The 25,611-nt window shown below is 73.2% G+C and carries 21 protein-coding genes, 1 tRNA gene and 1 pseudogene; 11 read left to right on the top strand and 12 right to left on the bottom strand.

The genetic code is table 11. The features are described 5' to 3' along the window. Positions 1 to 121 precede the first annotated feature (121 nt). Together glpR and GA0115234_RS06960 are read left to right on the top strand one after the other, a co-directional pair. The gene (gene glpR, locus GA0115234_RS06965) at positions 122 to 1,219 is read left to right on the top strand and encodes a divisome protein SepX/GlpR (RefSeq protein WP_093539968.1); all 1,098 of its coding nucleotides are present in this window, start codon (positions 122 to 124) and stop codon (positions 1,217 to 1,219) included. Between the two features lie 97 nt (positions 1,220 to 1,316). After that, positions 1,317 to 1,390, top strand: a tRNA-Ala gene (locus GA0115234_RS06960). A 123-nt stretch (positions 1,391 to 1,513) separates the two neighbouring features. Here GA0115234_RS06960 and GA0115234_RS42765 read toward each other — a convergent pair. The 3 genes from GA0115234_RS42765 to GA0115234_RS42230 all read right to left on the bottom strand — a co-directional run bounded on the left by GA0115234_RS42765 (position 1,514) and on the right by GA0115234_RS42230 (position 4,775). Further along, positions 1,514 to 1,639: an ALQxL family class IV lanthipeptide gene (locus tag GA0115234_RS42765; RefSeq protein WP_202553435.1), complete on the bottom strand. Its 126-nt coding sequence runs from the start codon at positions 1,637 to 1,639 to the stop codon at positions 1,514 to 1,516. Between the two features lie 77 nt (positions 1,640 to 1,716). Continuing rightward, positions 1,717 to 4,533, bottom strand: coding sequence for a class IV lanthionine synthetase LanL (gene lanL, locus GA0115234_RS06950; protein WP_093539966.1), 2,817 nt, complete (start codon positions 4,531 to 4,533; stop codon positions 1,717 to 1,719). Between the two features lie 68 nt (positions 4,534 to 4,601). Beyond that, complete coding sequence (locus GA0115234_RS42230) at positions 4,602 to 4,775, bottom strand: hypothetical protein (RefSeq protein ID WP_161275576.1); 174 nt, start codon at positions 4,773 to 4,775, stop codon at positions 4,602 to 4,604. Positions 4,776 to 4,970: 195 nt separating this feature from the next. Here GA0115234_RS42230 and GA0115234_RS06945 point away from each other — a divergent pair, with 195 nt between their 5' ends. Beyond that, entirely contained in the window at positions 4,971 to 6,113 is a 1,143-nt protein-coding gene (locus GA0115234_RS06945; RefSeq protein ID WP_093539965.1) for a hypothetical protein, read from the top strand. A gap of 160 nt (positions 6,114 to 6,273) precedes the next feature. On the opposite strand, the gene GA0115234_RS06940 is transcribed toward GA0115234_RS06945, so the two are convergent. Beyond that, positions 6,274 to 9,099 (bottom strand): AfsR/SARP family transcriptional regulator, encoded by a 2,826-nt coding sequence (locus GA0115234_RS06940; protein ID WP_161275575.1) that lies wholly within the window; start codon positions 9,097 to 9,099, stop codon positions 6,274 to 6,276. Positions 9,100 to 9,299: 200 nt separating this feature from the next. Between GA0115234_RS06940 and GA0115234_RS06935 the strand changes: the two genes are divergently transcribed. Both GA0115234_RS06935 and GA0115234_RS06930 read left to right on the top strand, forming a co-directional pair. Next, on the top strand, positions 9,300 to 10,085 hold the full coding sequence (locus tag GA0115234_RS06935) for an SAM-dependent methyltransferase (RefSeq protein WP_093539963.1): 786 nt from the start codon (positions 9,300 to 9,302) through the stop codon (positions 10,083 to 10,085). A gap of 86 nt (positions 10,086 to 10,171) precedes the next feature. Continuing rightward, positions 10,172 to 11,329: a serine hydrolase domain-containing protein gene (locus tag GA0115234_RS06930; RefSeq protein ID WP_093539962.1), complete on the top strand. Its 1,158-nt coding sequence runs from the start codon at positions 10,172 to 10,174 to the stop codon at positions 11,327 to 11,329. Between the two features lie 24 nt (positions 11,330 to 11,353). Here the strand turns inward: GA0115234_RS06930 and GA0115234_RS06925 are convergent, their stop codons facing one another. Continuing rightward, positions 11,354 to 11,833, bottom strand: a complete 480-nt coding sequence (locus GA0115234_RS06925; protein ID WP_093539961.1) for a GNAT family N-acetyltransferase — start codon at positions 11,831 to 11,833, stop codon at positions 11,354 to 11,356. 50 nt (positions 11,834 to 11,883) lie between these two features. On the opposite strand from GA0115234_RS06925, the gene GA0115234_RS06920 reads away from it, so the two are divergent. Then, entirely contained in the window at positions 11,884 to 12,702 is an 819-nt protein-coding gene (locus GA0115234_RS06920; RefSeq protein ID WP_093539960.1) for an exodeoxyribonuclease III, read from the top strand. Positions 12,703 to 12,799: 97 nt separating this feature from the next. Here GA0115234_RS06920 and GA0115234_RS06915 read toward each other — a convergent pair whose 3' ends face one another. Then, positions 12,800 to 13,447 carry a MerR family transcriptional regulator gene (locus GA0115234_RS06915; protein WP_093540150.1) on the bottom strand — a complete coding sequence of 216 codons (648 nt, stop codon included), beginning with the start codon at positions 13,445 to 13,447 and terminating at the stop codon, positions 12,800 to 12,802. 195 nt (positions 13,448 to 13,642) lie between these two features. Here GA0115234_RS06915 and GA0115234_RS06910 point away from each other — a divergent pair, with 195 nt between their 5' ends. The 4 genes from GA0115234_RS06910 to GA0115234_RS06895 all read left to right on the top strand — a co-directional run bounded on the left by GA0115234_RS06910 (position 13,643) and on the right by GA0115234_RS06895 (position 17,363). Continuing rightward, entirely contained in the window at positions 13,643 to 15,166 is a 1,524-nt protein-coding gene (locus GA0115234_RS06910; RefSeq protein WP_093539959.1) for a flavin-containing monooxygenase, read from the top strand. Next, on the top strand, positions 15,163 to 16,122 hold the full coding sequence (locus GA0115234_RS06905; protein WP_093539958.1) for an alpha/beta fold hydrolase: 960 nt from the start codon (positions 15,163 to 15,165) through the stop codon (positions 16,120 to 16,122). The genes GA0115234_RS06910 and GA0115234_RS06905 overlap by 4 nt, the downstream gene beginning before the upstream one ends. Beyond that, positions 16,119 to 17,012, top strand: a complete 894-nt coding sequence (locus GA0115234_RS06900) for an SDR family oxidoreductase (protein WP_093539957.1) — start codon at positions 16,119 to 16,121, stop codon at positions 17,010 to 17,012. The genes GA0115234_RS06905 and GA0115234_RS06900 overlap by 4 nt, the downstream gene beginning before the upstream one ends. A gap of 84 nt (positions 17,013 to 17,096) precedes the next feature. Continuing rightward, positions 17,097 to 17,363 (top strand): hypothetical protein, encoded by a 267-nt coding sequence (locus GA0115234_RS06895; protein ID WP_093539956.1) that lies wholly within the window; start codon positions 17,097 to 17,099, stop codon positions 17,361 to 17,363. A 148-nt stretch (positions 17,364 to 17,511) separates the two neighbouring features. Here GA0115234_RS06895 and GA0115234_RS06890 read toward each other — a convergent pair whose 3' ends face one another. The 6 genes and pseudogenes from GA0115234_RS06890 to GA0115234_RS06865 all read right to left on the bottom strand — a co-directional run bounded on the left by GA0115234_RS06890 (position 17,512) and on the right by GA0115234_RS06865 (position 24,646). Beyond that, positions 17,512 to 17,910: a hypothetical protein gene (locus GA0115234_RS06890; protein ID WP_093539955.1), complete on the bottom strand. Its 399-nt coding sequence runs from the start codon at positions 17,908 to 17,910 to the stop codon at positions 17,512 to 17,514. A gap of 147 nt (positions 17,911 to 18,057) precedes the next feature. Next, entirely contained in the window at positions 18,058 to 19,068 is a 1,011-nt protein-coding gene (locus tag GA0115234_RS06885; RefSeq protein ID WP_093539954.1) for a serine/threonine dehydratase, read from the bottom strand. Between the two features lie 92 nt (positions 19,069 to 19,160). Next, positions 19,161 to 20,363 (bottom strand): hypothetical protein, encoded by a 1,203-nt coding sequence (locus GA0115234_RS06880; RefSeq protein ID WP_093539953.1) that lies wholly within the window; start codon positions 20,361 to 20,363, stop codon positions 19,161 to 19,163. 34 nt (positions 20,364 to 20,397) lie between these two features. Further along, positions 20,398 to 20,478: pseudogene (locus GA0115234_RS06875) on the bottom strand (DUF397 domain-containing protein); the annotation flags it as partial. A 67-nt stretch (positions 20,479 to 20,545) separates the two neighbouring features. Continuing rightward, positions 20,546 to 21,211: a hypothetical protein gene (locus GA0115234_RS06870; protein WP_141718405.1), complete on the bottom strand. Its 666-nt coding sequence runs from the start codon at positions 21,209 to 21,211 to the stop codon at positions 20,546 to 20,548. Between the two features lie 138 nt (positions 21,212 to 21,349). After that, a complete protein-coding gene (locus GA0115234_RS06865; RefSeq protein WP_093539951.1) occupies positions 21,350 to 24,646 on the bottom strand; it encodes a S41 family peptidase in 3,297 nt (1,098 codons plus the stop codon). A 256-nt stretch (positions 24,647 to 24,902) separates the two neighbouring features. Here GA0115234_RS06865 and GA0115234_RS06860 point away from each other — a divergent pair, with 256 nt between their 5' ends. Next, positions 24,903 to 25,475: a TetR/AcrR family transcriptional regulator gene (locus tag GA0115234_RS06860; protein WP_093539950.1), complete on the top strand. Its 573-nt coding sequence runs from the start codon at positions 24,903 to 24,905 to the stop codon at positions 25,473 to 25,475. Positions 25,476 to 25,611 lie beyond the last annotated feature (136 nt).

The following is a 25,611-nucleotide window of genomic DNA, read 5'->3' as shown; positions in this document are numbered from 1 at the left end:
ACCCAAACACCCATGGCTGATCTGAACAATCACAAAAAAAGTCCGTGATATCAGCCGGATCGTGCGACACACCGGGCCAATTGGCGGATGCCCCCGTGCAAACCCCTCTACGGTGTGAGACGTGAGCAGCAGCGGCCTCATCTACGCAGTCATCGTCGGGGCCTGGGCCGCCTACCTGGTGCCGATGTGGCTCCGCAGGCAGGACGAACTCAACGAAGCCCGTCCGACGGAACGCTTCAGCACCGCCATCCGGCTGCTGTCCGGACGGGCGGCGATGGAGCGCCGGTACGCCAAGGAGTTGCGGGAGCGCACCGCCGGGGAGGCGGAGCCCGACGCGGACCCGGATGTCACCACGGACCGAATGGATTCCGTGGACGTCCGGGCCTTCGCCGCGCCCGAGGAGCGGTCCGAACCGGCACAGGCAAAGGCACCGGCACCGGCAAAGGCACCCGCCTCCGCGCGGCGCGCACGCCAGCGCCCCGGCGGCACGGACGCCGAGCGCGTCCGGCGCGCCAAGCGCCTCCAGGTCCTCGCGCGCCGTCGGCGCACCACCGTCGTCCTCTTCCTGGCCTTCACCCTCGGCGCGGTCGTCGCGGCGGTCGGCGGCCTCCACTTCCTGTGGGCGCCCGCGGTCCCGGCCGTCCTGCTGAGCACGTACATCGTGCATCTGCGGGCCCAGGAGCGGCACCGGTTCGCCTTCACCATGGACCGGCGCAGGGCCGAGGTGGCGGCGCAGCATCTGCGCGAGAGCCGCACCCGCAGGCACCAGCCGGCCGCGGCGGCCCCCGCCGAGCCCGACGAGGAACCCGAAGCGCGCCGCCCCGAACCGGAGCCCGCGCCCGAGGTCTCCCCGCAGGAGGCCGGCCGCCGCGCCCTCGTCGAGCAGACGGACCACGCGGAATGGGTCGACCAGCAGCGCGAGCGCGGCCGGGTCCAGGGCGACAGCTGGGAGCCGGTTCCGGTCCCGCTGCCGACCTACGTCACCGCCCCGGTCGCCCCGCGCGCCACGGGTGGCGTCGAGGTCGGCAACCCGGAGACGTGGAGCGCGGCCCGCTCCAGCGCCGCCGAGCCCACGGGCACCTCGCACCCCGTGGCACCCCCGGCCGACCCGGCCCCGCGCCGGCGCACCAACCAGTCCCGCCGCACCCGGGACCGGGGCCGGACCCCGCTCTTCGACCAGTACGAGGACGGGGAACGCCCCCGGGCCGCCAACGAGTGAGCCGGACCCGGACCGGCTGCGCCGCCGCCTCGGCTGACCAGCACGGACCGGATTTCCGAGCACCCCGTTCGGGGTGCTAGAGTTTCACTCGTTGCAAGGGCCTGTGGCGCAGTCTGGTAGCGCACCTCGTTCGCATCGAGGGGGTCTGGGGTTCAAATCCCCACAGGTCCACCGCACACACGGAGATCCCGTCCGATCGGAAGATCGGGCGGGATCTCCGTCGTTGTGGCCCGTACCCGGATACGACACCGCAGGGGACCGGCATCGCGCCGGTCCCCTGCGGTGCACGGGCCGTCAGCAGCCGCTGGTGTGCCACCGGCAGGCGGTGATCAGGGCGGCGGCGTGCTCCTCGCCGCGGGCGTCCTCGGTGCGGACGTCCTCGGGCAGCACCTGCAGGGCGTCGATGTCGTGCTCCATCATTTCGGTCTCCTTCGGTCGGGACGGGTGCCGGTCCGGGGTGCGGAACGGCTGCCGGTGGCCGGCGGCCACCGGACGAATCAGGGGGTGGTGCGGGCGCCCTCGGGGAGCCAGGCGCGGGGGCCGCCGTACCGCAGGCGCAGCAGCAGCGAGAGGCTTCCGGCGAGGCCGGTGGCGTATTCGGCGAGCACGGTCCGCCGGTTCTCGTCCGGTACCAGGAGGCGGCCGTCGCGCAGGACCGCCTGGGCCGCCAGGTGCTCGACGAACAGTTCCGCGTCGGCGCGGTGGCGGTCGTCGCCGGTCAGTTCGGCCACGTCCAGGAGGAGTTGGGCGTTGCCCGCCAGCCCGTGGCAGGTGGCGGGCGAGTCCGTCACCCGGCCCGCCCGGACCGCGTCGGCCGCCCCTTCCACCAGAGCGCGAAGGGTGTCGTCCCCGGCGCCCCCGGCCGCCCACAGGCGGACCAGGAAGGTGCCCACGCCGGACGAGCCGCTGCACCAGTGGCGTGCCAGGTCCGGCGAGTCGGAGAGGTGCCGGGCGCGGTCGACGGGCCAGAGCGTTCCCGCCGGGCCGCTGCGGGCGGCGGTCGTCAGGGTCTCGCCCGCCGCGACGGCCGCGGCGCGGAAGCGCTCGTCCCCGGTGGCCCCGGCCGCCAGCAGCAGGAAGGTGCCGACCCCGGCCACACCGTGCGCGAAGCCGTAGTGCCAGGCGCCCGCCAGCGCCGAACCGAAGTCCTCGGGCACCGGCCAGAAGACGCCCTCGGGGGTGTGCCGTGCCGCGGCGAGCAGCCCCTCGGCGGCCTGAGCGGCGCGGTCGAGGAAGCGGTCGTCCCCGGTGCCGTGCCAGAAGTGCAGCTGGGCCAGGCCCGACCCGGCCGCGCCGTGCGTCACATCGGGGTTGGGCCACCGTACGGGCAGCTCCAGGGCCAGCTTCGTGGCGCGTTCGGCGAGGTCGGTGTCGTCCAGCGCACGGGCGGCGTCGAGCAGCGCCCAGGCCGTCCCCGACCGGCCGAAGTACAGACCCGGCAGGTCCCCGGGGAGTTCGTCCTGCCGGTCGGCGGTCCAGTGCGCGGCGGCCCGCAGGCCCTCGCGCAGCGCCTCACCGGACACGGGGGCCGGCGCTTCGGCGGGCCGGTCGTCCCACTGGCGCAGCGCCCGCGCGAGCACCGCCACCCCGCCCGCCGAGCCGTGCTGGAGGGTGACCGGGTCGCAGGTCTCGCCGAAGCTGTCCGAGGGCCAGAGCCGTTCCGGGTCGCCGGGGCGCATGGTGGCCAGCAGATGGGCGATGCCGTCGTGCAGCAGGCGGTCGCGGGTGTCCCCGGCCCGGTCCGCACGGTCGGTCGTGCCGGTGCGGTCGTTCCCGGCCGCGGCCGGGCGGAAGGTCCGGGCCGCCTCCAGGGTCCAGCGCTCGGCGGGCTCGTCCCGCATCAGCCCCAGGACCAGCGGTGCGTAGTCGCGTACCAGGGGCTGGTCGCGGGAGAGGAGTTCGACGAGCGCGGCCAGGCGCTCCTCGTCGGGGCGGGCCGCGGCCTCCGGCAGGTCCGGTGCGAACAGCGGGTCGGCGCCGCTCAGCGCGTGCAGGACGGTCGCGCCCAGGGCGAACAGGTCGACGGAGGGCGGCAGTGCGGGCGCCACATGGTCGGCGGCGCGCAGCTCCGGGGCGGTGTAGCCGGGGGTCGCGCCGAGTACCCAGCGCTCGCCCTGCGGGGCCGCCATCTCCAGGTCGATCAGCAGCAGTCGGCCGTCCGGGGCGACCATGACGTTGTTGGGGTTGAAGTCGTGCAGGGTGAGGCCCGGCTCATGGGCGGCGGCGACCAGTTCGACGAGCTGCCCGACCAGGGACCCGGCCGTTCCGGCGTCCGGGCAGGCGGTGCCGTCCTCGGCCAGCCGGCGGGCGACGGTGCGGCGCAGGGTGGCTCCGGGCACCGACTCCACGGCCATGAAGACACTGCCCTGCTGCTCGAAGACCTCGACGACGCGCGGCACGACCCGGTCCGGGCGGTCCCCGCCGAGGCGTTCCAGCAGCGCCGCCTCCCGGCGCAGCAGGTCCCGTACGTCGAGCCCTTCCAGCCCCGCGCCCACATGGGCCCGCGCCTGTTTGACGACGACCTGCTCCCCGGTCCTGGAGTCCTCGGCCCGGAAGACCCCGCCCTTGTTGGAGTGCTGGATCGCGCCCCGTACGAGATAGCGGCCGTTCAGGAGCACGGGCTTGGCCGTGGCGGTGCTGCGGACCGGGGCGGCCGGGCGGTCGGGGAACGGGTCGCCCGCCCAGGCCGGAGGGCTGAACCAGGCGTTGCGCTCGTCGGCGACCGGTCGGCCCTCGGGGTCGGTGAGGAGTGCGGCGTACCCGCCGTCGGGCGTCAGGCTGCGGACGGCGGAGAACACCCCGTACCGGTAGAAGACCTGGCTGTCCTGACGGTAGCGCCGGTCGGAGAGGACGGCGGGCCCCGGCAGCCCGGCGGTGGCCCGGTGCAACTCCTCGGCGAGCAGCCGGAACTGCTCGTCGTCCGCCGGGTACACGGTGATGAACTTGCCGGACCCGCCCCTGGCGAAGCGCCCCGAGACCAGCCCGGCGACCCGGGCGGGGCTCCCCGCGAACTTGAACCGGCACCGGTGGGCGACCAGCACCTCGGCGGCCCTGGCCAGGGTCAGGGGCGCGGCGAGCGGGGTGGCCGAGACATGCAGCTTCCAGCCCTGGGCCCGCCGCACCGCCCCCGGCGGGACCACCTGGCACCAGAACTCACCCTGGTCGACGCTCCACTCCTGCTCCGCCCCCGCCGCCTGCCGGGCGATGACGGCACGCACCAGATCGGGCAGCAGCGCGAGGTCCGCCGCGCGCTCGGCGCGGGAGTGCCGGGGCCCCGGCCCTGACGGTGAGTCGGTCTCGGGCAGTGCTGACACGCTGGTCGACCTCGCATCTCGTGACGGGGGGCGGGACTTGGCGGACATGGCCCGGGGGCTTGCGGGACCTACTGCCGGTGCGGGGTGTAGTGGTCGCCCCAGCTGGTGTCGAGGAGGGACGCCGCGACCGTGCCGACCGAATCCGCGCCGGGTCCGTGTGCCGAGGGGCCCGCCGCGACGGCGGCGGCGCCGGCGGACAGCAGGACCGTGAGGACGAGAAGGCGGCGGACGGCTGAGGGCATGGCGCGGCTCCTGGGTCGGGAGTGGGGGCGGTGGCGAGTACCGCGGGGGACGGGGTTCGCCGCCAGATGTCGCAGCTGAGGGGGTTTCGGCTGGACGACCAAAGTTCATCCTCCGACGCCCTGTTGGTCCAGCGCTCCGGGCTGGCAATACCCTGCATGGCACGGAAGTAGCAGGGCCGCATTGCGGAGAAGAACATGACTACAGGGAAAAATCGCGGCGAACTGCCGCGCCTCGACCCGGCGACCGTCGCGGTCTTCGAGCACGCGCTGTCGCTGGGCAGCGTCGGGCGACGGCACCCCGATGTGCCGCCCGGCCTCGGCCTGGACCCGGAGGAGGTCGAGCGGGCCTGCCGTGCCCTGCTGGCGCTCCGCCTGCTCAGGCCGGCCCCGGGCAACCCCGGCCAGCTGATCCCGGTCAGCCCGGACGCCGCCGCGGCCGAGGTGGTCGGCCCCCGGGAGGCGGAGCTGGCGCGGGCGGCGGCGCACATCCAGGCGGTGCGCGACGAGTTGCAGTCCCTGATGCCGCAGTACCGGGCCGCCCGGCGGGCGCGGAGCGGCGAGGAGGGCATCACCGTACTGCCCGACCTGGCGGCCGCCTCGGCGATGCTCACCGAGGAGTCGGCCCGCTGCTGGGACGAGGTGTTCACCGTCCAGCCCGGCGGCGGACGCTCCCCGCACCATCTCCGGGACGCCATCGACCGGGACCTGGCGATGCTCGGCCGGGGCGTGCGGATGCGCACCCTCTACCAGCACTCGGCCCGGACCAGCCTGGCCACCCAGGGGTACGTGGAACGGCTCACCGCGGCCGGTGCCGAGTACCGCACGTCCGCCGAACTCCCGGACCGGGCGGTGGTGTTCGACCGTTCCGTGGCCTTTCTGCCCCGGCGCGCGAACGGCGGCTCGGGCGAGGGCGCGGTGCTCGTCAGGGACCCCGACGTGGTGGCGTACCTCTGCCGGTCCTTCGAGCAGCACTGGTCCGGCGCCACGCCGTTCCGGGGCACCAGCGAGGCCGCCTACAAGGAGGTCGGCGGCAGCATGCGCCGCGCGCTGGTGGGGCTGCTGGCCGAGGGCGCCAAGGACGAGGTGATCGCCCGGCGGATGGGCATGTCGCTGCGCACCTGTCGGCGGCACATAGCGGAGTTGCTGGAGGAGCTGGGTGCCGGAAGCCGCTTCCAGGGCGGTGTACTCGCCGAACGCGCGGGCCTCACGGCCCCGGCCGCGCCCGGTGCGCACGATGATGTGGCCGGCGCGCACGACGACGTGGCCCGTGCGCATGTCGATGTAACCGATGCGCCGGAAGAGTCCGCCGCGCCCGTCGTGGGCCACGCACCTGCCTGAGCGGGCCTAACGCCGGGGCCGGGGCGCGTTAGGCGATGCTTGGCGAGGCGTTGGTGGCCGCTGCGGCCGGCCGCGCACTCTGCGGCCGTCCGCGTACCTTGCGACGCTCTGCGTACCTTGCGACATTCTGCGGCCGTCCGGGTACCTTGCGGTCGACCCGTCAGGAACGTACGGGCCGGCCGCCGCCCTCCGGTGCCGCCGGGAGGTCCACCGGCCGCCCCAGGGCCTCCAGTTGGGACCTGGCCCGGTTCACGCCCTCCTGGAAGCCCTGGCTCGCGGCTTCCGCGAGTGCCTGGCGGGTACAGCTCTCCGCCGCGTCCCGCTCGCCCAGCGCGAGCAGCGCCTCGCTCCGGCTCAGCCGCAGGGCGGCCCTGCGCAGTGCGCCCAGGCCCGTCGTCACCCCGTGGTCGTCGAGCGCCAGCGCGTACGCCGTGCAGCGCTCCGCCGCCGCGATGTCGCCCCGGGCCAGGAGCTGGCGCGTCCGGTGCTGGAGCGCGAGGAGTTCGGTGAGTACGTCCTGCGCCTCGCGGGCGAGCCGGACCGCGCGGGTGACATGGCGCAGCGAGGTGTCGGTGATCCCGTCCGCGTCCAGTGCGACCGCCAGGTTGACCAGGGCGATCGCCTCGCTCGACGGGGCGTGTGCGCGGGCGGCGAGGGCGGGCGCGAGCTCCAGCTGGGCGAGCGCCTCGGACAGCTGCCCCTCCCGGGTCAGCACCCAGCCCAGCAGCGCCCGTACCCGGGACTCCGCGTCCGGGTCGTCGAGGAGCCGGCTCGCCTCCAGGGCCTGTTCGAGCAGGGGTGCCCAGCCGTCCCGGACGCTCCACACCACGTACGGCCACTGGAGCACGGCCAGGCGCCAGGCCCGGTCGTCATGGCCCGCCGCGCGGGCGGCGGTGACCGCGGCGGCCAGGTTCTCGCGCTCCACCGCGTACCACCGCAGGGCGGCGGGCCGGTCGGCGAACGTCCGTGCCGGGGCGTCGGCGGGAGCCTCCCGGGGCAGGGTGCAGCAGGGCTTCTCGCCCGGTTCGGCGGCGAGGGACGCGGCGAGCGCGGTGGCCGTGTAGCTGTCCAGCAGCCGCAGCAGCGCCCCTTCGTCGGTGCCGAGCCCGCGCGCGTACAGCCGGACCAGATCGTGCATGGAGTACCTGCCGGGGGCGTACTCGGTCACCAGATGGGCCCCCGCGAGCCGGTCGAGCGCCTCGGCCGCCACGGCGGGATCGCGGCCGAGCAGCGCGGCGGCGGCGTACCGCTCCAGATCCGGTCCGGGGACCACCCCGAGCAGGGCGAAGAGCCGCACCGCCTCCGGCGGCAGCCCCTGCACCGTGATGCGGAGCGCCGCCGCGACCCCCGACTCCTCCGCCTCGTCGAGCGAGAGCAGGGCCAGCCTCCGCTGCTCGTCCGCGAGTTCGGCCGCCAGATCGGCGAGCCGCCAGCGTGGTCTGGCCGCCAGCTGCGCCGCCGTGATGCGCAGCGCGAGGGGCAGGCCGTCGCAGAGCCGGGCGAGCCGGTCCGCCGCCTCGGGCTCGGCCGCCACCCGCTCCTCGCCGACCGCCGCGGCGAGCAGTTCGGTGGCGGGCACGGGTCCGAGGACGTCGAGCGGCACCGGCCGGGCCAGCTCCTCGACGATCAGCCCGCTGAGCCGGATGCGCGAGGTGACCAGGACGGCCGAGCCGGTCCCGGAGGGCAGCAGCGAGCGGACCTGGTCGGTACCGCGCACATTGTCGAGGACGACCAGGAGTGCGCGCCTCGCGGTCAGCTCGCGGTACAGCGCGGCGGCGGCCGCCGCCGAGTCCGGGAGGTCGCGCGCCGGTACCCCCAGTGCGATCAGGAACTCCCTTACGGTCTCGGCCGGTTCGGCCGGTACGCCGCCGAAGCCGCGCAGATCGGCGAAGAGCGTGCCGCCCGGGTAACGGGCCTGTCTGTGGTGCGCCCACTGGAGCGCGAGCGCGGTCTTGCCCACCCCGGCGGGTCCGGTCACCAGCGCGACGGCCCCGTCCCCGGCTCCGGCGATCCGGTCCAGCGCGGCCAGCTCCGTGTCCCGGCCCAGGAACCCCCGTACCCCGCGCGGCAGCAACCGCGGCGCGGGCCCGGCCGGTGCGGGGGGCCGCCCGGCCGGTGCGAGGAGCAGCGCGTCCGCCCCGTACCGTGCGTCCGGCACGGGAGCGAGACCGGTCCCTGGTACGGGAGCGGGACCGGCCCCCGGCGCGGGCAGCAGGTCCACCGGACCGGCACCGCCCGCCCCCACGGGTCCGCCGCGCAGGGCCGTCTCGTAGGCGCTCCGCAGCCCCGGCCCCGGGCCGACGCCCAGTTCGTCGGCGAGCAGACAGCGGACGCGGTGGTACCGGTCGAGCGCGTCCGACCGGCGCCCCGCCCGGTACAGCGCCAGGATCAACGCCTCGGCCAGCGACTCGCGCAGCGGGTGCGCCGCCACCTCCGCCTGGAGCACCGCCACCGCACCGGCACGGTCCCCGAGCCGCTCGTAGGCCACCGCCAGGCTCTCCACCACGTCGAGCCGGGCCTCCTCCAGCGTCTGCGCGGCGGCCCGCAGCGGGGCGCTCGGGGCGGTGCCGTCGAGCGCCGGGCCGTGCCACAGCGCGAGCGCCTCACCGAGGACGGCCACCGCGTCGGCGGGCCGCTGCCGGAGCCTGCCGCGCCGGGCGAGCCGATCGAAGCGGCAGGTGTCGAGCAGCGTCTCCGGCACCTCGAACACGTACGACGGGCCCTGGGTCATCAGGCCGACCCCGTGCTCCCCGGCACCGGCCGAGGCCAGCAGGGCCCGCAGCCGCGACACATGCCCCTGAACGACCGTACGGGCGTGGGTGGGCGGCGCGTCGTCCCAGAGCGCGTCGATCAACTGATCTACGGGAACGGCGGAATTGGCCTTGAGGAGCAGCGCGGCGAGCACGCTGCGCCGCTTGACGGGGCCCAGTTGGAGCTCTTCCGCCCCGGTGGCAGCGCCCACCCTGCCGAGCAGCCGGAAATCCATCAGGGCCTCCCCATCGATGTGAGAACGCTCAGCGTCAGGGTCGCCGGGTCGCGCCCGGAGGCCGGGCCCCGGAACGATGATCTTACGAGCCCTGCCATCGGCCCCGGGAAGCGCGTCACCTACGCTGGGCGCGTTCGCACGCGCGTGGATTCCCCGCGATTCCGCGCTCATGGATTCTCCGTACCGCGAGGAGCGCCCCCGTGCCGGTCGACCAGCCCGAGCCCCGGATCGACACCAGCAAGCCCCATCCCGCCCGCGTCTACGACTGGCTGCTGGGCGGCAAGGACAACTACCCGGTCGACCAGCAGGTGGCGGAGAAGCTGCCCGCGGAGGCGCGGGGCAACGCCGCGCGGAACCGGGCCTTCATGCACCGGGCCTCCGCCTGGCTGGCCCGCAACGGGGTCGACCAGTTCCTCGACATCGGCACCGGCATCCCCACCGAACCCAATCTGCACCAGGTCGTCCAGGGCATCGTCCCGTCCGCCCGGATCGTCTACGCGGACAACGACCCGATCGTGCTGCGGCACGCGGAGGCGCTGCTGATCAGCAGTCCGGAGGGCGTCACCGACTACATCCACGCGGATGTGCGCCGGCCCGGGGTGATCCTCGAACACGCCCGTGAGCTGCTCGACTTCGACCGGCCCATCGCGCTCTCCCTCATCGCGCTGATGCACTTCCTGCCGGACGACGAGGACCCGTACGGCCTCGCCCGCACCCTGGTCGACGCGCTGCCCGCCGGGAGCTTCCTGGTGCTCTCGCACGGCACGGCCGACCAGCACCCGGAGCTGAAGCAGGAGACCGAGAGCGCGTACAAGAAGGGGGCGATCCCGCTGCGGATGCGTACCCGGAGCGAGGTCGAGCCGTTCTTCGACGGGCTGGAGCTGGTCGAGCCGGGGCTGGTCTTCGCCACGGAGTGGTATCGCGAGGAGCCCGCGCCGGTGCGGGAGCGCAGCGGCTTCTACGTGGGGGTCGGCCGGGTGCGCTGAGCCGTCGGGGGAGTGCGCCCGGGACCGATGAGTCCGGGACGGTGCGGCGGTCCTCCTTCCGGACGCACGAGCGAGAAGGTGGACCGATGAGCAATCTGCGCGATCTTCTGGGGAAGCATGTCGGCGGCGGAGCGGCGCCGGGAGCCGTGGGCCTGGTGGCCCGCGGGGACCGGGTCGAGGTGGCGGCGGTCGGCTCCGCCGACGTGGGCGGTACGGTCCCGATGGCCCGGGACTCGATCTTCCGTATCGCCTCGATGACCAAGCCGATCACCGCCGCGGCGGCCATGGTGCTGGTCGAGGAGGGCCGGATCGCGCTGGACGAACCGGTGCGGCAGTGGCTGCCGGAGCTGGCGGCGCCGATGGTGGTCCGTACGCCCGCCTCCCCGGTCGATGACGTGGTGCCCGCCGAGCGGGTCATCACCGTGGCCGATCTGCTCACCTTCCGGGCCGGGTACGGCTTTCCGTCGGACTTCTCGCTGCCCGCGGTCCGGCTGCTCTTCAGCGAGCTGAAGCAGGGCGCGCTGCGACCCCGGGACGTCGCGGCGCCGGACGCGTGGATGGCCGCGCTGTCCGGGATCCCGCTGCTCCACCAGCCGGGCGAGGCATGGCTGTACAACACCTGCTCCGACATCCTCGGCGTGCTGATCGCCCGGGTCTCGGACCGGTCGCTGCCCGAATTCCTGGCGGAGCGGCTGTTCGAGCCGCTGGGCATGGCCGACACCGGTTTCGCCGTACCGCCCGCCGAGGCCGACCGGTTCACCAGCCTCTATCGCGCCGCCCCGGAAGGTGACGGCCTCCAGCTGGCCGATGCCCCGGACGGGCAGTGGAGCAGCGTGCCCGCGTTCGCGTCCGGTGCCGGCGGGCTGGTCTCGACCGTCGACGACTGGTACGCCTTCGCCCGGATGCTGCTCGCGGAGGGGCACGCCGAGACGGGCGGCCGTCGGCTGCTGTCCGCCGAGTCGGTGCGGCTGATGACCACCGACCACCTGACGCGGGCGCAGCGCGAGGGCGGTGCGATGTTCCTGGAGGGGCAGGGCTGGGGCTACGGCGGCTCGGTCGATGTCGAGGCCGTCGAGCCCTGGAACGTTCCGGGGCGCTACGGCTGGGTGGGCGGCTCGGGGACGGCGGGACACCTCACGCCCGCCACCGGCACGGTCGCCCTCCTGCTGACCCAGCTGGAGATGACCGGACCGACCCCACCCACGTCGGTGCGGGAGTTCTGGAAGTACGCGGCCGGGGCCTGAGCCGGGGTCGGAGGCGCGGAACCGCTACCGCAGCGGCTTGGCGAAGCAGCGGCTGCTGTCGTACGTGCGGTAGTGGCCGAACTTCTCGCACGGGGCGTACCCGCTGGACGCGTACAGTGCGATCGCCTCGGGCTGCTGGTCCCCGGTCTCCAGCACCATGCGGACCCGGCCCGCCGCCCGCGCGTCGTCCTCCAGGGCGGCCAGGATGCGGCGGGCCAGTCCGTTGCCCCGGCCCTCGGGTATCACGAACATCCGCTTGAGCTCGGCGTCGCCGTCCGAGTACCCCTCGTCGTTCCGCTCCTGGGAGCGCCAGCCGCCGGTGGCGACGGGGCGGCCCTGCGCATCGTAGGCGAGCAGGTACAGACCGTTCGGCGGCTCGAACATCGTGGGGTCGAGCGGTGTGACATCGCCCTCGTCGCCGTAGCGCTCGGCGTATTCGAGCTGCACCTGGTCGTTGAGTCTGACGGCGTCTGGATGGTCGAAGAGACGGGGCTGGATATGCATGCGAAGAATGGTACATGTATGCATCAGGTGGATGTCGGTATCGTGCCGTAATGCTCACCACCGTGACCACCGTCAATGTAAACGGGCTCCGTGCCGCCGCCAAGAAGGGCTTCGTCGAGTGGCTGGCCCGGACCGAGGCCGATGTGATCTGTCTCCAGGAGGTGCGGGCCGAGCCGCAGCAGCTGCCCGACGAGGTGCGCGACCCCGAGGGCTGGCACACCGTGCACGCCCCGGCCGCCGCCAAGGGGCGGGCCGGGGTCTCCCTGTACACCCGGCGTGCGCCCGAGCGCGTGCAGATCGGGTTCGGCGGCTTCGGGGACGCCGGGAGCGAGGAGTTCGACGCGAGTGGCCGCTACGTCGAGATCGACCTGCCGGGTGTCACGGTCGCGAGCCTGTATCTGCCCTCCGGCGAGGTCGGCACCGAGAAGCAGGACGAGAAGGAGCGGTTCATGGCCGCGTTCCTCCCGTACCTGAAGGGCCTGAAGGAGCGGGCCGCGGCCGGTGGCCGCGAGGTGGTGGTCTGCGGTGACTGGAACATCGCCCACCAGGAGGCCGACCTGAGGAACTGGAAGGGCAACAAGAAGAACTCCGGCTTCCTCCCCGAGGAGCGGGAGTGGCTGACCCGGGTCTTCGACGAGGCCGGGTACGTCGATGTCGTACGGTCCCTGCACCCCGAGGAGGAGGGCCCGTACTCCTGGTGGTCCTACCGCGGGCGGGCCTTCGACAACGACACCGGCTGGCGGATCGACTACCAGGTGGCGACGCCGGGGCTGGCCGGGCGCGCGGTGAAGGGCTGGGTCGAGCGGGCCGCGACGCATGCCGAGCGGTGGAGTGATCACGCACCCGTGACGGTGGTCTTCGAACAGTAGAGCGTGCGAACGCGGGGAGTGCCGGGCCGTCCGGGCCGGGCAGGATCCCGGCGTGCGATCAAGGAAAACGGTCCGTCGGCCGCCGTGCGACCACCTGTCAGCAGGGGTTCCGCGGCGGCTCGTCGGTGTTCTCGCGGCGCAGGCGCCGGTCCAGGGCCATGGAGAGTTCGGCGTCCACCACCGCGCGGGCCAGCGGCCGGAGCTGGGGTGGTTCGGGGTCGTCGCCGTGGTTCTCCAGGACGCCCACGAAGAGTTCGGCGAGCGCGTCGGCGTGCTCGCGGACGCGGCGGCCGGCCGCGAGCACCGTGGCGAGCGGGACCCCTTCCCGGACCAGCTCGGACGAGACCTCCAGCAGGCGACGGCTGATGTGGACGATCTCGTCGCCGTCGGTGGCGAGATAGCCGAGGTCGAGGGCGGCGGCCAGATTCTCCGCGCTGGTCTCGCCCTCGAAGTAGTCCGCGAGCTGCTCGGGCGTGAGGCGTACCGGGGTCTCCTCGGTCGGCTCGCCCAGGCCCAGCACCTCGGCGACATCGCGGCCGCTGTCGAAGGTGCGGGCGAGATCGGCGATGCCGGTGAGGGTGTGGCCGCGCTCCAGCAGGCCCGTGATGGTGCGCAGCCGGGCCAGATGGTGGTCGTCGTACCAGGCGATGCGTCCCTCGCGGCGGGGCGGCGAGATCAGTCCGCGCTCCCGGTAGAAGCGCACGGTCCGCACGGGGATGCCGGCCTCCTTGGCCAGCTCCTCCATGCGGTATTCGCGGTGCTCGCGTTCTTCGGCCACCCCCGCACCCTACCGGCCTCCCCCAGGGCGGGGACCGCATGTTGTACCGCCGGTAACTTTCCCTCGCCGTACCCCTACCCATCGGTACGGAGCTGCTCTACTCTCCCAACAATGCCAGTGATTGCTGGCAGAGTCGTGTGACGTACCGCGGGAGGCGGCAGCATGGCCCAGCACGAGCATGTACGAGTGGCGGTGATCGGGTCCGGGTTCGGAGGGCTCGGGGCCGCGGTCCGGCTGCGCCGCGAAGGCGTCACCGACTTCGTCGTCCTGGAGCGGGCGGACTCCGTCGGCGGCACCTGGCGCGACAACAGCTATCCGGGCTGCGCCTGCGACGTGCCGTCCCACCTCTACTCGTTCTCGTTCGCACCCAACCCCGAGTGGCCGCGCACCTTCTCCGGGCAGGAGCACATCCGCGCCTATCTGGAGCACGTCGCCGACACCTTCGGGCTGCGCCCGCACCTCAGGCTGGGCCATGAAGTGACGATCATGCGCTGGGACCGCGAGGAGCTGCGCTGGACCATCGAGACGGCGAACGGGGCCTCCTTCACCGCCGATGTCGTCGTCTCCGCGAGCGGCCCGCTCTCCGACCCGAAGACGCCGGACATCCCCGGTCTCGACGGCTTCCCCGGCAAGGTCTTCCACTCGGCCCGCTGGGACCACGACGCCGACCTGACCGGCAAGCGCGTCGCCGTGATCGGCACCGGCGCCTCCGCCATCCAGATCGTGCCCGCGATCCAGCCGAAGGCCGGCCGCCTGACGCTCTTCCAGCGCACCCCGCCCTGGGTCATGCCGCGCATGGACCGCAGGATCAGCGGTGCCGAACGCTGGCTGCACCGCGCACTGCCCATCACCGGCACCGCCCGCCGCGGACTGCTCTGGGGTATACGGGAGTTGCAGGTCAGCGCCTTCACCAAACACCCGGGCGAACTCGGCATGGTCGAGAAGATAGCCAAGGCCAACATGGCGCGGGCCATCAAGGACCCCGCGCTGCGGGCCAGGCTGACCCCCTCGTACCGCATCGGCTGCAAGCGCATCCTGCTCTCCAGCGCCTACTACCCGGCGCTCGCCCAGCCCAACGTGGACGTGGTCGCCTCCGGCCTGGCCGAGGTGCGCGGCTCCACGCTCGTCGCCTCCGACGGCACGGAGACCGAGGCCGACGCGATCGTCTTCGGGACCGGCTTCCACGTCACCGACATGCCGATCGCCGAGCGCGTGGTGGGCGCGGACGGCATCACGCTCGCCGAGTCCTGGAAGGACGGCATGCAGGCGCTGCGCGGCGCCAGTGCCGCCGGTTTCCCCAACTGGATGACGATCATCGGCCCCAACACCGGGCTCGGGAACTCCTCGATGATCCTCATGATCGAGTCCCAGCTGAACTACATGGCCGACTACCTGCGCCAGCTGAACGTCCTGGGCGGACGGGTCGCCCTTGACGCGCGGGCCTCGGCGGTCGGCTCCTGGAACCGCCGCGTCCAGGACCGGATGAAGCGCACCGTGTGGAACACCGGCGGCTGCAACAGCTGGTACCTGGACGCCAACGGGCGCAACACCACGGTCTGGCCGGGCACCACCGCCGAGTTCCGCAAGGCCACCCGGTCGGTCGATCTCTCCGAGTACGAGGTCGTACGGCTCCCGAAGCAGGCCCCCGCCGCGCGGAAGGCCGTCGCCGAGGAGGTCATGGGATGAGCCGGCTGCTGAAGGGCGCCACCACCCCGCCGGTCCCCACGCGTGAGCTGACCGCGCGCTCCGCCGACGGCGCCCGCATCCATGTCGAGGTGCACGGGCGGGACGGCGCCCCCGCGGTGGTCCTCGCGCACGGCTGGACGTGCAGCACCCGCTTCTGGGACGCGCAGGTCCGGGACCTCGCGGTGGACCACCGGGTCGTCGTCTACGACCAGCGGGGCCACGGCCGTTCGCCCGCCGTCGGCCGCGAGGGGTACAGCACGGATGCCCTCGCCGACGACCTCGAAGCGGTGCTGGCCGCCACCCTCGCGCCGGGCGAGAAGGCCGTGCTCGCCGGGCACTCCATGGGCGGCATGACGCTCATGGCCGCCGCCCGCCGGGCCGGACTGCGTGAGCACGCGGCGGCCGTACTGCTGTGCAGCACCGGCAGTTCCCGGCTGGCCGCCGAGTCGCTGGTGGTGCCGTTCGGGGCCGGTGCCGTCCGGACCGGGGTGACCCGCGCGATCCTCCGTTCCCGGGCCCCGCTCGGACCGGTCACACCGATTTCCAGGCGGATACTCAAGTACGCCACGATGGGAGCGGGCTCCGCCCCGGACCGGGTGGACGCCTGCGCCCGGATCGTGCACGCCTGCCCGCGCGGCGCCAGGGCGCCCTGGGGCCGTGTCCTCGCGGAGCTCGATCTCGACGCGGGCGTTCGGGAGTTGCGGGTGCCCGCGGCCGTGATCGCGGGTACGGAGGACCGGATGACGCCGCCCGCGTGTGCCCGCGCCCTCGCGGCGGCGCTGCCCGACTGCCTGGGGCTCACCGAGCTGACGGGCATGGGCCACATGACACCCGTGGAGGCGCCGGAGGCGGTCACGGCGAAGCTCCGGGAGCTCGTCACCGCGTACCTCCCGGCGGGCGGCACGGGCACGAGTACGGGCACGGACGGTACGGCCGAGAAGGAGGAGGTCGCATGAGCGACAGGCGGAGTCTCGAAGGACAGGTCGTCGTCGTCACCGGCGCGGCGCGCGGGGTGGGCGAGCTGCTGGCCCGCAAGCTCTCGGCGCGCGGCGCGAAGCTCGCGCTGGTGGGCCTGGAGCCGGACGAGCTGAAGAAGGTCTCCGAGCGGCTGCACGCGGAGAGCGACCACTGGTTCGCGGACGTCACCGACCACGAGGCGATGGCGCGCGTCGCCCAGGAGGTCAAGGCGCGGTTCGGGAAGATCGACATCGTCGTCGCCAACGCCGGGGTCGCCTCCGGCGGGCCGTTCGTCGACTCGGACCCCGAGGCGTGGCGGCGGGTCATCGAGGTCAATCTGATCGGTGGCGCGGTCACCGGGCGGGCCTTCCTGCCGGTGCTCATGGAGAGCCGCGGCTACTTCCTCCAGATCGCCTCGCTCGCGGCGATGACACCGGCGCCGATGATGACCGCGTACTGCGCGTCCAAGTCGGGTGTGGAGGCGTTCGCGCACAGCCTGCGGGCCGAGGTCGGCCACCGGGGCGTGAAGGTCGGCGTCGGCTATCTCTCCTGGACCGACACGGACATGGTGCGGGGCGCCGACCAGGACGACGTGATGCGGGAGTTGCGGCAGCGGCTGCCCTGGCCGGCCAACCGCACCTATCCGCTGGGCCCCGCCGTCGACCGCATCGTGGCCGGCATCGAGCGCCGGTCCTCGCATGTGTACGCGCAGTGGTGGCTGCGCGGGATGCAGTCCGTGCGGGGCTGTCTGCCCTCGCTGATAGGGGTCGTCGGGCAGCGGGAGGTCCGCAGGTTCGGGTCGCGGCTCGACGGTGTGAGCAAGGGCCTCGTGGGTGCCGGGGGCGCCGCCGACCAGGACGCGAGAGCGGCGAACACGCAGCGTAAGTGATCGACATGCGGTGGGTGCCGGGTCCTGCGACGCTGAACGAGGTCCTCACGGACCGCCCCCAAGCACCCACGAGGAGTGAACGGCATGGGTATCGCAGACCAGTTCAAGGACAAGGCGCAGCAGCTCGCCGACCAGGCGAAGAAGAAGGCCGACGAGGGCCGCGACGCAGGCCAGGAGCGGATGGGCGCCGAAGGCCGGGAGCGGATGGGCGCCGAGGGCCGGGAGGGGATGCGGCCCGAGGGCCGGGAGCGGATGCAGGGCGCGTCCGAGCGGGCCTCGAAGACGACGCAGCAGGGCCGTGACAAGGCCCGGGGCGCCGCGGACGAGCTCCGCGAGCGCCGCGACCGCTGATGGCAAGTGACCGCGACACCGCGCGTTGTCGGTGAGGGGCGTGCCCGGATCTCCGGGCACGCCCCTTCCGCGCGGCGCCGGTCCCGCAGTGCCTGGCGGGCGCGGACGATCTCCCCGTCAGGCACGGATCAGGTCAGGTCAGGTCGGATCAGGTCGGGTCGGGAAGGTGGGACCAGCCGGTCCAGTTGCCGCCGCTGTCACGCCAGTTGGCCCACAGCCAGCCGTCGGATCCCTTGAGGACGAGAGCGAAGAGGTAGGGGTACACCTGCTGCGTACGGATGCCGACCGAGCTGTACCACTCTCCGCCCATCGACGTCCACGAGGTCCAGCCCCCGGACTTCGTCCAGCGCGTCCACACGGCACGGTCGGTGCCGATCGCGAACTCCTGCTTCGTGCCGTCGGGGAGCGTCGTGGTGCTCACGCCGTACTCGCAGATGATGGTGCCGCCACCGATGTTGCAGTAGTCGACCGCCTGCGCCGGGGTAGCGGCCACTGTCATACCCGCGACGACGGCGGCCGTGAGGAGAGCGGCCTTGATTCTCTTCATCCTGAGTCCCTTTGTTCGCCCGAAACGCAACCCTCACACTCTCCGGTTCACCGCTGATGTTCTGCTCACGTCCCGCTTACGCCCACGAGTCAAGGCGGTTCAGGCCGCCTTGCGGCGGACCGGACCGAGGGACCGGCGGTCCCGGTCTCAGCTTCCGGCCGCCGGGCGCACCAGGTCGCCCGGGTCGGTGTTCGCCCCGCACAGCACGACGGCGATCCGCTCGCCGGCGCCCGGCCGGTAGGCGGGGTCCGGTGCGGTGAGGGCGGCCAGCGCGGTGGCGGCGGCGTGTTCGACGGCGACGCGGCGCTGGTCCCACAGCGCCTGGCGGGCGCGGACGATCTCCCCGTCCGGTACGAGGACGGAGTGGACGTCGTTCTGGCGCACGGCGTGCAGGGCCAGCGCGGTGGCACGCCGGGCGCCGAGGGAGTCGACGGCGACCGAGTCGACGGGTACGTCGACCGGCCTCCCGGCCTCGATGGCGGCGCTCAGCGACCGGCAGTTCTCCGGCTCGACGGCGACGGTACGGATGCCGTGGTGCCGGGCGGCGGTGGCGACGCCCGCGAACAGCCCGCCGCCGCCGACCGAGACCACCACGGTGTCCAGACCGGGGATCCGGGCGTGGATCTCCTCCAGCAGGGTGCCCGCCCCGGCGGCGATCAGCGGGTGGTCGTAGGCGTGCGCGGCCAGCGCGCCGGACGAGGCGGCGAACTCCTCGCACGCGGCCAGGGCTTCGGCGTACTCCGCGCCGACCAGCCGCACATCCGCCCCGAACTCACTGAGCTTGGCCACCTTCACCGCGGGGGCGGTGCTCGGCAGGAACACCGTGGCCCGTACGCCCTGCTGCTGGGCGGCCCACGCACAGGCCAGCCCGGCGTTGCCGCCGGAGGCGATGGTCACCCCCGCGTCCGGCAGGGTGCCCGCCTCGCGGTGGGCCTGGATGAAGTTCTGCGCGCCGCGCGCCTTGAAGGAGCCGGTGTACTGCATGTACTCCAGCGCGAACCACACCTCGTACGGCTCCCCGGACGCCGTGCGGAACGTCCCCGGGACGACGGGTGCGACGGTGACCGGGCGGATGTGCCCGGCGGCCCGCTCGGTGGCGGCCTTGATGTCGTCGTACGTGATTCCGTCGCCGAGCAGGTCCGTGTCCCAGTCGCTCATGTCGTCCCTGTGCCGTTCCGTCTCGTGGTCTCTGTCTCGTCCAGCCTAGGCAGAGACGCGCTCGCACGTCGCCGGAGGGCCCGGGACCGGCGTCACGGAGGCCCGGAACCCAGGAGCGTGAAGGCGCCGTACACCCCCGACGCGAGCGCCGCCACGCCCACGACCACCGCCGGGACCACCCTGCGCCGGGCGCCCGCCAGGGCCACCGCGGCCGGGAGCAGCAACGGGAACGCGGGCATCATCAGCCGGGGCCTGGAGCCGAAGTAGCCGGACCCGATCAGCGAGATCACGACCACCACGACGCAGTAGACGATCACGGGCAGCGGCTGGCGCGGCCGTTGCCGTACGCACAGCCACACCACCCAGAAGAGGAAGGCGAAGGCCGCGCACAGCCCGAGCCCCGCGAGGACGTTGTGGCTGAACTGTTCCGCCACGAAGGCGGCCAGCGCCGCTCCTCCGTCGATCCGGTTGTTCCAGGCCGCCTGGACGTCGAAGTACGCGAACGGGGCGCTCTCCCGCACGGCCACGAAGACGATGTACGACAGCCAGCCCAGCGGCGCCAGACAGGTACCCGCCATCATCCGGCGGTGCGTCCGCAGCGGCTCACCCCCGCGCCACGCGGTGACCAGCCGCCACAGCGCGGTGACACCGATCGCCGCGATCAGCGCGGCCGCGACCGGCCGGGTGAGCCCGGCGCCGATGCACAGCACACCCGCTGTGATCCATCTGTCGGTCAGCACGGCGTACAGCGCCCAGGCCGCCAGCGCCGTGAACAGCGTCTCGGTGTACGCCATGGACTGCACGAACGCCGTCGGGTACACCCCCCAGAGCACGGCCAGCAGCACCCCCGCCCGCCGCCCGTACAGCCGCGCGCCCACGGCGAAGATGCCACCGGCGGCGGCGAGCGAGGCGAGCCAGGAGATCAGCAGACCCGCACCGGCCACGCCGAGGGGCGGGACCACGGCGGACAGCCCCCGCTCCAGCGCGGGCAGGAGCGGGAAGAAGGCCAGATCGGAGTGGAGGGTGCCGTCCGGGAGCCGGACCTCGTAGCCGTATCCGTGCTCGGCGATCCGCTGGTACCAGACCGAGTCCCAGCGGCCCGACAGCCGGTGCATTCCGTCCTTGCCGGTGACGGAGGCGGTGATCAGGAGGATCGCGATGCCGGTGATCCGTACGGCGACGTACCCCAGCAGCGCGGGCGCGGCGTCGCGGAGCGAGAGCGCCGGCGGGCGGGACGCGGAGCCTGGCCGCAGGGCGGCGGCCCATGAGGGGGGTACGGCCTTGGTCTCGGGCATGCTGAAAAGTATGCCCGGGGGCGCTGCGGCGGGGTCAGGACGCCTTGACGGACTCGACGAACGGCGTCCAGGCGGACGCGGGAAGGACGAGCACGGGCCCTTCGGGGCACTTGGAGTCGCGGACGGGGACGAGGCGACGGTCACGAGCGCCCCGGGCCTGCCCGAGGGCCGCGGCGGTGGGCTCAGCCGGAAGGGGCGGTCATGTCCCACACGATGTAGTGGAACTGCCGTCGGCCGTTCTCGTCCGGGCCGAGGTACTCCAGGCCCGCCACGTGGCCCGCGCTGGTCGGCATGCAGAGCCATGAGCCACTCGGGGCCATTCGTGCCATTCCGTGTGAGTAGTCACGGATGAGGTCCGCGCAGATGGTGGGGGTCGCCCCCTCCAGGGAGGAGGCGACCCGCCCGTTCAGCGCCGCGATGTAGTCGTTCCCGCTCCAGGACACATCGGGGCTTTCCACCGACTTCCCGGTGGTGCCGTGCTCAAGGTCGGCGCGGCTTCCCGGCTCAAGAGCGAAGTTGCCCGTTCTGAGAATGGTGGGGGCCGTACTCGAAGGGGTGGGCGACGGCGAGTCCGTGAGGGTGTCCTCGTCGGCCGACGCACCCGGTGCCGCGGGGGTGCTTGCCGGTGGAGCGGCGGTCGGCGCATGTCCCGACGGAGGCTTCGCCCGCGGTGCGTCGGGCCGTTGCTGGGTGAGCACCGTGACGACCAGGCCGACCACGGGGATCACGATGCCGACCACCCACCACGCCCAGCGCGGCGCCCCGTGGCCGGTCGAGGGACCGTGGGGCGGGATGTGCGGGGGATGCGGGGGAAGCGGTGGCGGCGAGCCACCCGGATCATGCGCCATCCCCGTACCTGCCCCCATAGTCGTGACGACCGTCGCACCCAGAGATCCACACCGTACCGAGTACGTCGAGTGCATGTCACCGCCGTTCCCGCTCCCGCTCCTCCCGTTCCCGCAGCCGCGCCGTGCCCGGACCGGTTCTCAACGCGGCGGCAACGGCGGTCGTCGTCGGTCCGGGACGTCGTCGTAGGTCGGTGGGGTCGCCGCCGGCTGGGCGGCCAGGAGGTCCAGGGCGACCCGTACCGCGTCGTCCAGTACCGCGTACCGGCCCTCCGCCCAGTCCAGGGGGGTGCGCAGCGCCTCCAGGTCCGGTTCGACGCCGTGGTTCTCGACGGACCAGCCGTAGGTGTCGAACCAGGCCGCGTTCATCGGCACCGTGATCACCGTGCCGTCGCCGAGCCTGGTCCGGCCGGTCATGCCGACGACGCCGCCCCAGGTCCGCTGGCCCACCACCGGGCCGAGCTTCAGCAGGCGGAACGCGGCGGTGATCATGTCGCCGTCGGAGGAGGTCGCCTCGTCGGCCAGGGCGACCACCGGGCCGCGGGGGGCGTTGGAGGCGTACGAGACCGGCTGGGCGTTGCGGGTCAGGTCCCAGCCGAGGATGGTGCGGGTCAGCTTCTCCACGACCAGCTCGCTGATGTGTCCGCCCGCGTTGCCACGTACGTCGACGATGAGCGCCGGGCGGGACACCTCCATGCGCAGGTCCCGGTTGAACTGGGCCCAGCCCGATCCGCCCATGTCGGGGATGTGCAGATAGCCGCACTTGCCGCCGCTCAACTCCCGTACGACCTCCCGGCGTTTGGCCACCCAGTCCTGGTAGCGCAGCGGCCGTTCGTCGACCAGGGGGACGACCGCGACACGGCGCGGCCGCCCCAGCCCCTCGCCCCCGGCCGGGCGGAAGGTCAGCTCGACCGTGGTGCCGCCCGCCGCCGTGAGGAGTGGGTACGGGCCGGTCACGGGGTCGACCGGGCGGCCGTCGACATGGGTGAGGACCGCGCCCTCGCGGATGCCCGTACCGGCCAGCGGGGAGCGGGCCTTGGAGTCGGAGGAGTCGCCCGGCAGGATCCGCCGGACCGTCCAGTCGCCGTCCCGGCACACCAGGTTCGCGCCGAGCAGGCCGATCGCCCGCTGGTAGTGCGGCGGGCCCTCGTTGCGGCGGGCCGGGGTCACATAGGCGTGCGAGGTGCCCAGTTCGCCCAGGACCTCGCGCATCAGATCGGCGAACTCGTCGGGGGAGGCGACCCGTTCGACCAGTGGGCGGTACTGGTCGAGCACGCCCGTCCAGTCGATGCCGCACATGTCCGGCTCCCAGAAGTAGGAACGGATGATGCGGCCGCCCTCCTCGTACGCCTGCCGCCATTCCGCCGCCGGGTCGACCTCGTGCAGGATGCGGCGCAGGTCGAGGTAGACGGTGGTGTCGCTGTCGCCGGTCTCGGTGGCGGGCACGGCGCGCAGCTCGCCCTCGTCCATGACGACCAGCCGGGTCGCGTCGCCGCTGACCGCGAACCAGTCGAGATGGCCGACCAGTTCGGTCTTCCTGGCCTTGGTGATGTTGAAGTGTTCGAGGGTGGGGCGGCCCGACATGTCCGACGGGTTGGCGAAGGTCTCGCCGAGCGCGCCGGAGATCGGCCAGCGCAGCCAGACCAGGCCGCCGCCGCTCACCGGGTGCAGGGCCGAGTACTTGGACGCGGAGACCGGGAAGGGCGTCACCCGGTTCTCCAGGCCCTCGAACTCGACGGTGACCGTGGAAGGGCCCTCGCCCGTACCGATGTCGGGGAGGTCGTCGGCCGGGTCGAGACCGCCCGCAGCCGGGCGCCCCTCCGGGGACAGGGCGAACGGGGAGGGCGTGGCGGAGGAGAGCGGCACCAGGTACGGGCGGCAGCCCAGGGGGAAGGAGAGGTCGCCGGTGTGGACGTCGTACACCGGGTCGAAGCCGCGCCAGGAGAGGAAGGCGAGATAGCGGCCGTCGCCCGTGAAGACCGGGTTCTCGTCCTCGAAGCGGCCGTTGGTGACATCGACGATCACGGGCGCGCCGGTGCCCAGGATGCGGGCCAGCTTGATCTGGCGCAGCGAGCGGCCGATCCCGGGGTGCGACCAGGTGAGCCAGGCGCCGTCCGGGGAGAACGCCAGGTCGCGGACCGGGCCGTTGATGGAGCGGATCAGCTCGGTGGGTTCACCGGTGGAGGTCTCCTCGTCCGTCTCCAGGAGCAGCAGCCGTCCGTCGTTCGTGGCGATGGCGAGGCGTTCGCCGTCCGGGGCGGCGATCAGCTCCTGCACCCGGCCGATCCGCCCGGAGGCCAGCCGGCGCGGCGCGCGGTCGCCGCTGGCGCGCGGCAGGTACGCGATCTCGATCGCGTCCTCGCCGTCGGCGTCCGTGACATAGGCGACCTGGCCGCCGCTGCCGAGCATCTCGGGCAGCCGGACCCGGACCCCGGGGGTGTCGGCGATGGTCCGGGCGGGGCCGTCGCGGTGGGTGAGCCAGTAGAGGCTGCCGCGTACGGTGACGGCGCTGGCCCGGCCCGTCTCGTCCACGGACAGCGAGTCGACGTGGCTGGCGGCGGGCACCTGGTACGGGCGTCGTCCGGTGCGCGGCCCGCCGAGCCGGACCGCCAGCTTCCGGGGCACCGCGTCCGGCGACGCCAGATCGTCCACCAGCCACAGATCGCCCGCGCACTGGTAGACCACCCGGTGTCCGTCGCTGGAGGCGTGCCGGGCGTAGAAGGCGTCGTGGTCGGTGTGGCGTCGCAGATCGGTGCCGTCGGGCCGGCAGGAGTACAGATTGCCGACGCCCTCGTGGTCGGAGAGGAACGCGATCCGGCCGCCGACGAACATCGGGGAGGCGAGGTGGCCGCCGATGTCCGGCAGCAGCCGCTTGCCGTGCAGCCAGAGCCGGCCGGTCGCGCCGCCCCGGTACCGCTTCCAGGCGGCCGGTTCGTGCGGCGGTGTGCCGGTGAGCAGCAGGGTGCGCCGCTCGCCGTCGATGTCGGCGACCGCGATGTCGGAGACCGGGCCCCAGGGCAGCTTGCCGCCGGGGCTGCCGTCGGTGGGGACGCTGTAGGCCCAGGAGATGTGCGAGAACGGCTGGTGGTGCGAGGACACGGCGAGGATCTGGGAGGCGTCCGGGGGATCGGGGGTCCAGCCGCAGACCCGGGTGTCCATCGACCCCCAGTAGGTGAGCCGGCGGGCCGGGCCGCCGTCGACCGGAGCGAGATGGATCTCGGGATCGAGGCTGCGCCAGGTCGTGTAGGCGATCCGGCTGCCGTCGGGGGAGAAGCGCGGGTGGCTGACCCGGGTCCGGTCGACGGTCAGCCGCCACGCCCGGCCGGGCGTCTGCCCCTCGGACGCGAGGGGGGAGACCCAGAGGTCGTCCTCGGCCGCGAAGCAGAGCAGGTCGTCGTGGAGGTGCGGGAAACGGAGATACGCGACGTCGTCACTCACCCTCCAATGCTTTCCGCGCGGGAGGGCCCCGGCAACTCGTGGTGCGGAACCGGTTGTGGTGCGGAACACAAGCGAAACGATTCCGTTTCGCTGGACGGGCGGGGTACCGTCGATGTGTACGAAACAGTTTCGTTCGATTGACTGGCGTACGAGTAAGAGAAGTTCGAGTAAGAGAAGTTCGAGTACGAGATGCGCGAGTACGGGTAGGCGACGTACGAGCAGTAGAAGTATGAGCATCCGAACAGGAGGTCGACACATGGCGCGCACCCGGCTCACGCCCGAGCGTGAGAGCGAGCTGTACGCCGCCGTGCTCGACCTGCTCCGCGAAGTCGGCTACGACGCCCTGACCATGGACGCCGTCGCCGCTCGCACCCGTTCCAGCAAGGCCACCCTCTACCGCCAGTGGGGGAGCAAGCCCGAGCTGGTCGTCAAGGCTCTTCGGCACAACAAGCCGGTCTCCCTCGAAGAGATCGACACCGGGTCGTTGCGCGGCGACTTCCACGCCGCGCTGGGCCGCAACGACGACTGTCAGATGGAGAAGGACTCCGCGCTGATGCGGGGTCTGAGCCATGCCGTCCACGAGAACCCCGATCTGTACCAGGCCCTGCGCGACCTGCTGATCGAGCCGGAGATGACCGGTCTCGACCTGCTGCTGCGCCGAGCCGTGGACCGGGGCGAGGTGCGTCCGGACAATCCGGCGCTGAAATACGTGCCGCACATGCTGATCGGCGCTTTCGCCGCCCGGCAGCTGGTCGAGGACCGCTCGGTCGACCAGGCGTTCCTCATCGATTACGTCGACTCCGTGATCCTCCCCGCCCTCGGAGCCTGACCCCCCCGGGCCGCCCCGCGCGGTCCGTCCCCGTCCGCACGGCCCCCTCCCCGAGCTCCACCTGACACGCCGCTCTCGTCGTCGGGCTGGTTCCGCACGCCCATTTCCACTCACGACCCGACCCGGGAGTACCCCT

The sequence above is a fragment of the Streptomyces sp. DvalAA-43 genome, from assembly GCF_900091725.1.
Taxonomy (GTDB): domain Bacteria; phylum Actinomycetota; class Actinomycetes; order Streptomycetales; family Streptomycetaceae; genus Streptomyces; species Streptomyces pulveraceus.
The sequence above is the reverse complement of the archived record's forward strand: the minus strand, read 5'-3'. Positions and strand labels throughout refer to the sequence as shown.

Excerpts from the sequence above, each read along its gene's own strand:
- GA0115234_RS42765 (WP_202553435.1), bottom strand. The coding sequence starts at position 1,639 with ATGATGGAGCACGACATCGACGCCCTGCAGGTGCTGCCCGAGGACGTC.
- GA0115234_RS42230 (WP_161275576.1), bottom strand. The coding sequence starts at position 4,775 with ATGCCCTCAGCCGTCCGCCGCCTTCTCGTCCTCACGGTCCTGCTGTCC.
- GA0115234_RS06945 (WP_093539965.1), top strand. The coding sequence starts at position 4,971 with ATGACTACAGGGAAAAATCGCGGCGAACTGCCGCGCCTCGACCCGGCG.
- GA0115234_RS06940 (WP_161275575.1), bottom strand. The coding sequence starts at position 9,099 with ATGGATTTCCGGCTGCTCGGCAGGGTGGGCGCTGCCACCGGGGCGGAA.
- GA0115234_RS06930 (WP_093539962.1), top strand. The coding sequence starts at position 10,172 with ATGAGCAATCTGCGCGATCTTCTGGGGAAGCATGTCGGCGGCGGAGCG.
- GA0115234_RS06925 (WP_093539961.1), bottom strand. The coding sequence starts at position 11,833 with ATGCATATCCAGCCCCGTCTCTTCGACCATCCAGACGCCGTCAGACTC.
- GA0115234_RS06920 (WP_093539960.1), top strand. The coding sequence starts at position 11,884 with ATGCTCACCACCGTGACCACCGTCAATGTAAACGGGCTCCGTGCCGCC.
- GA0115234_RS06915 (WP_093540150.1), bottom strand. The coding sequence starts at position 13,447 with ATGGAGGAGCTGGCCAAGGAGGCCGGCATCCCCGTGCGGACCGTGCGC.
- GA0115234_RS06910 (WP_093539959.1), top strand. The coding sequence starts at position 13,643 with ATGGCCCAGCACGAGCATGTACGAGTGGCGGTGATCGGGTCCGGGTTC.
- GA0115234_RS06905 (WP_093539958.1), top strand. The coding sequence starts at position 15,163 with ATGAGCCGGCTGCTGAAGGGCGCCACCACCCCGCCGGTCCCCACGCGT.
- GA0115234_RS06900 (WP_093539957.1), top strand. The coding sequence starts at position 16,119 with ATGAGCGACAGGCGGAGTCTCGAAGGACAGGTCGTCGTCGTCACCGGC.
- GA0115234_RS06895 (WP_093539956.1), top strand. The coding sequence starts at position 17,097 with ATGGGTATCGCAGACCAGTTCAAGGACAAGGCGCAGCAGCTCGCCGAC.
- GA0115234_RS06890 (WP_093539955.1), bottom strand. The coding sequence starts at position 17,910 with ATGAAGAGAATCAAGGCCGCTCTCCTCACGGCCGCCGTCGTCGCGGGT.
- GA0115234_RS06885 (WP_093539954.1), bottom strand. The coding sequence starts at position 19,068 with ATGAGCGACTGGGACACGGACCTGCTCGGCGACGGAATCACGTACGAC.
- GA0115234_RS06880 (WP_093539953.1), bottom strand. The coding sequence starts at position 20,363 with ATGCCCGAGACCAAGGCCGTACCCCCCTCATGGGCCGCCGCCCTGCGG.
- GA0115234_RS06870 (WP_141718405.1), bottom strand. The coding sequence starts at position 21,211 with ATGGCGCATGATCCGGGTGGCTCGCCGCCACCGCTTCCCCCGCATCCC.
- GA0115234_RS06860 (WP_093539950.1), top strand. The coding sequence starts at position 24,903 with ATGGCGCGCACCCGGCTCACGCCCGAGCGTGAGAGCGAGCTGTACGCC.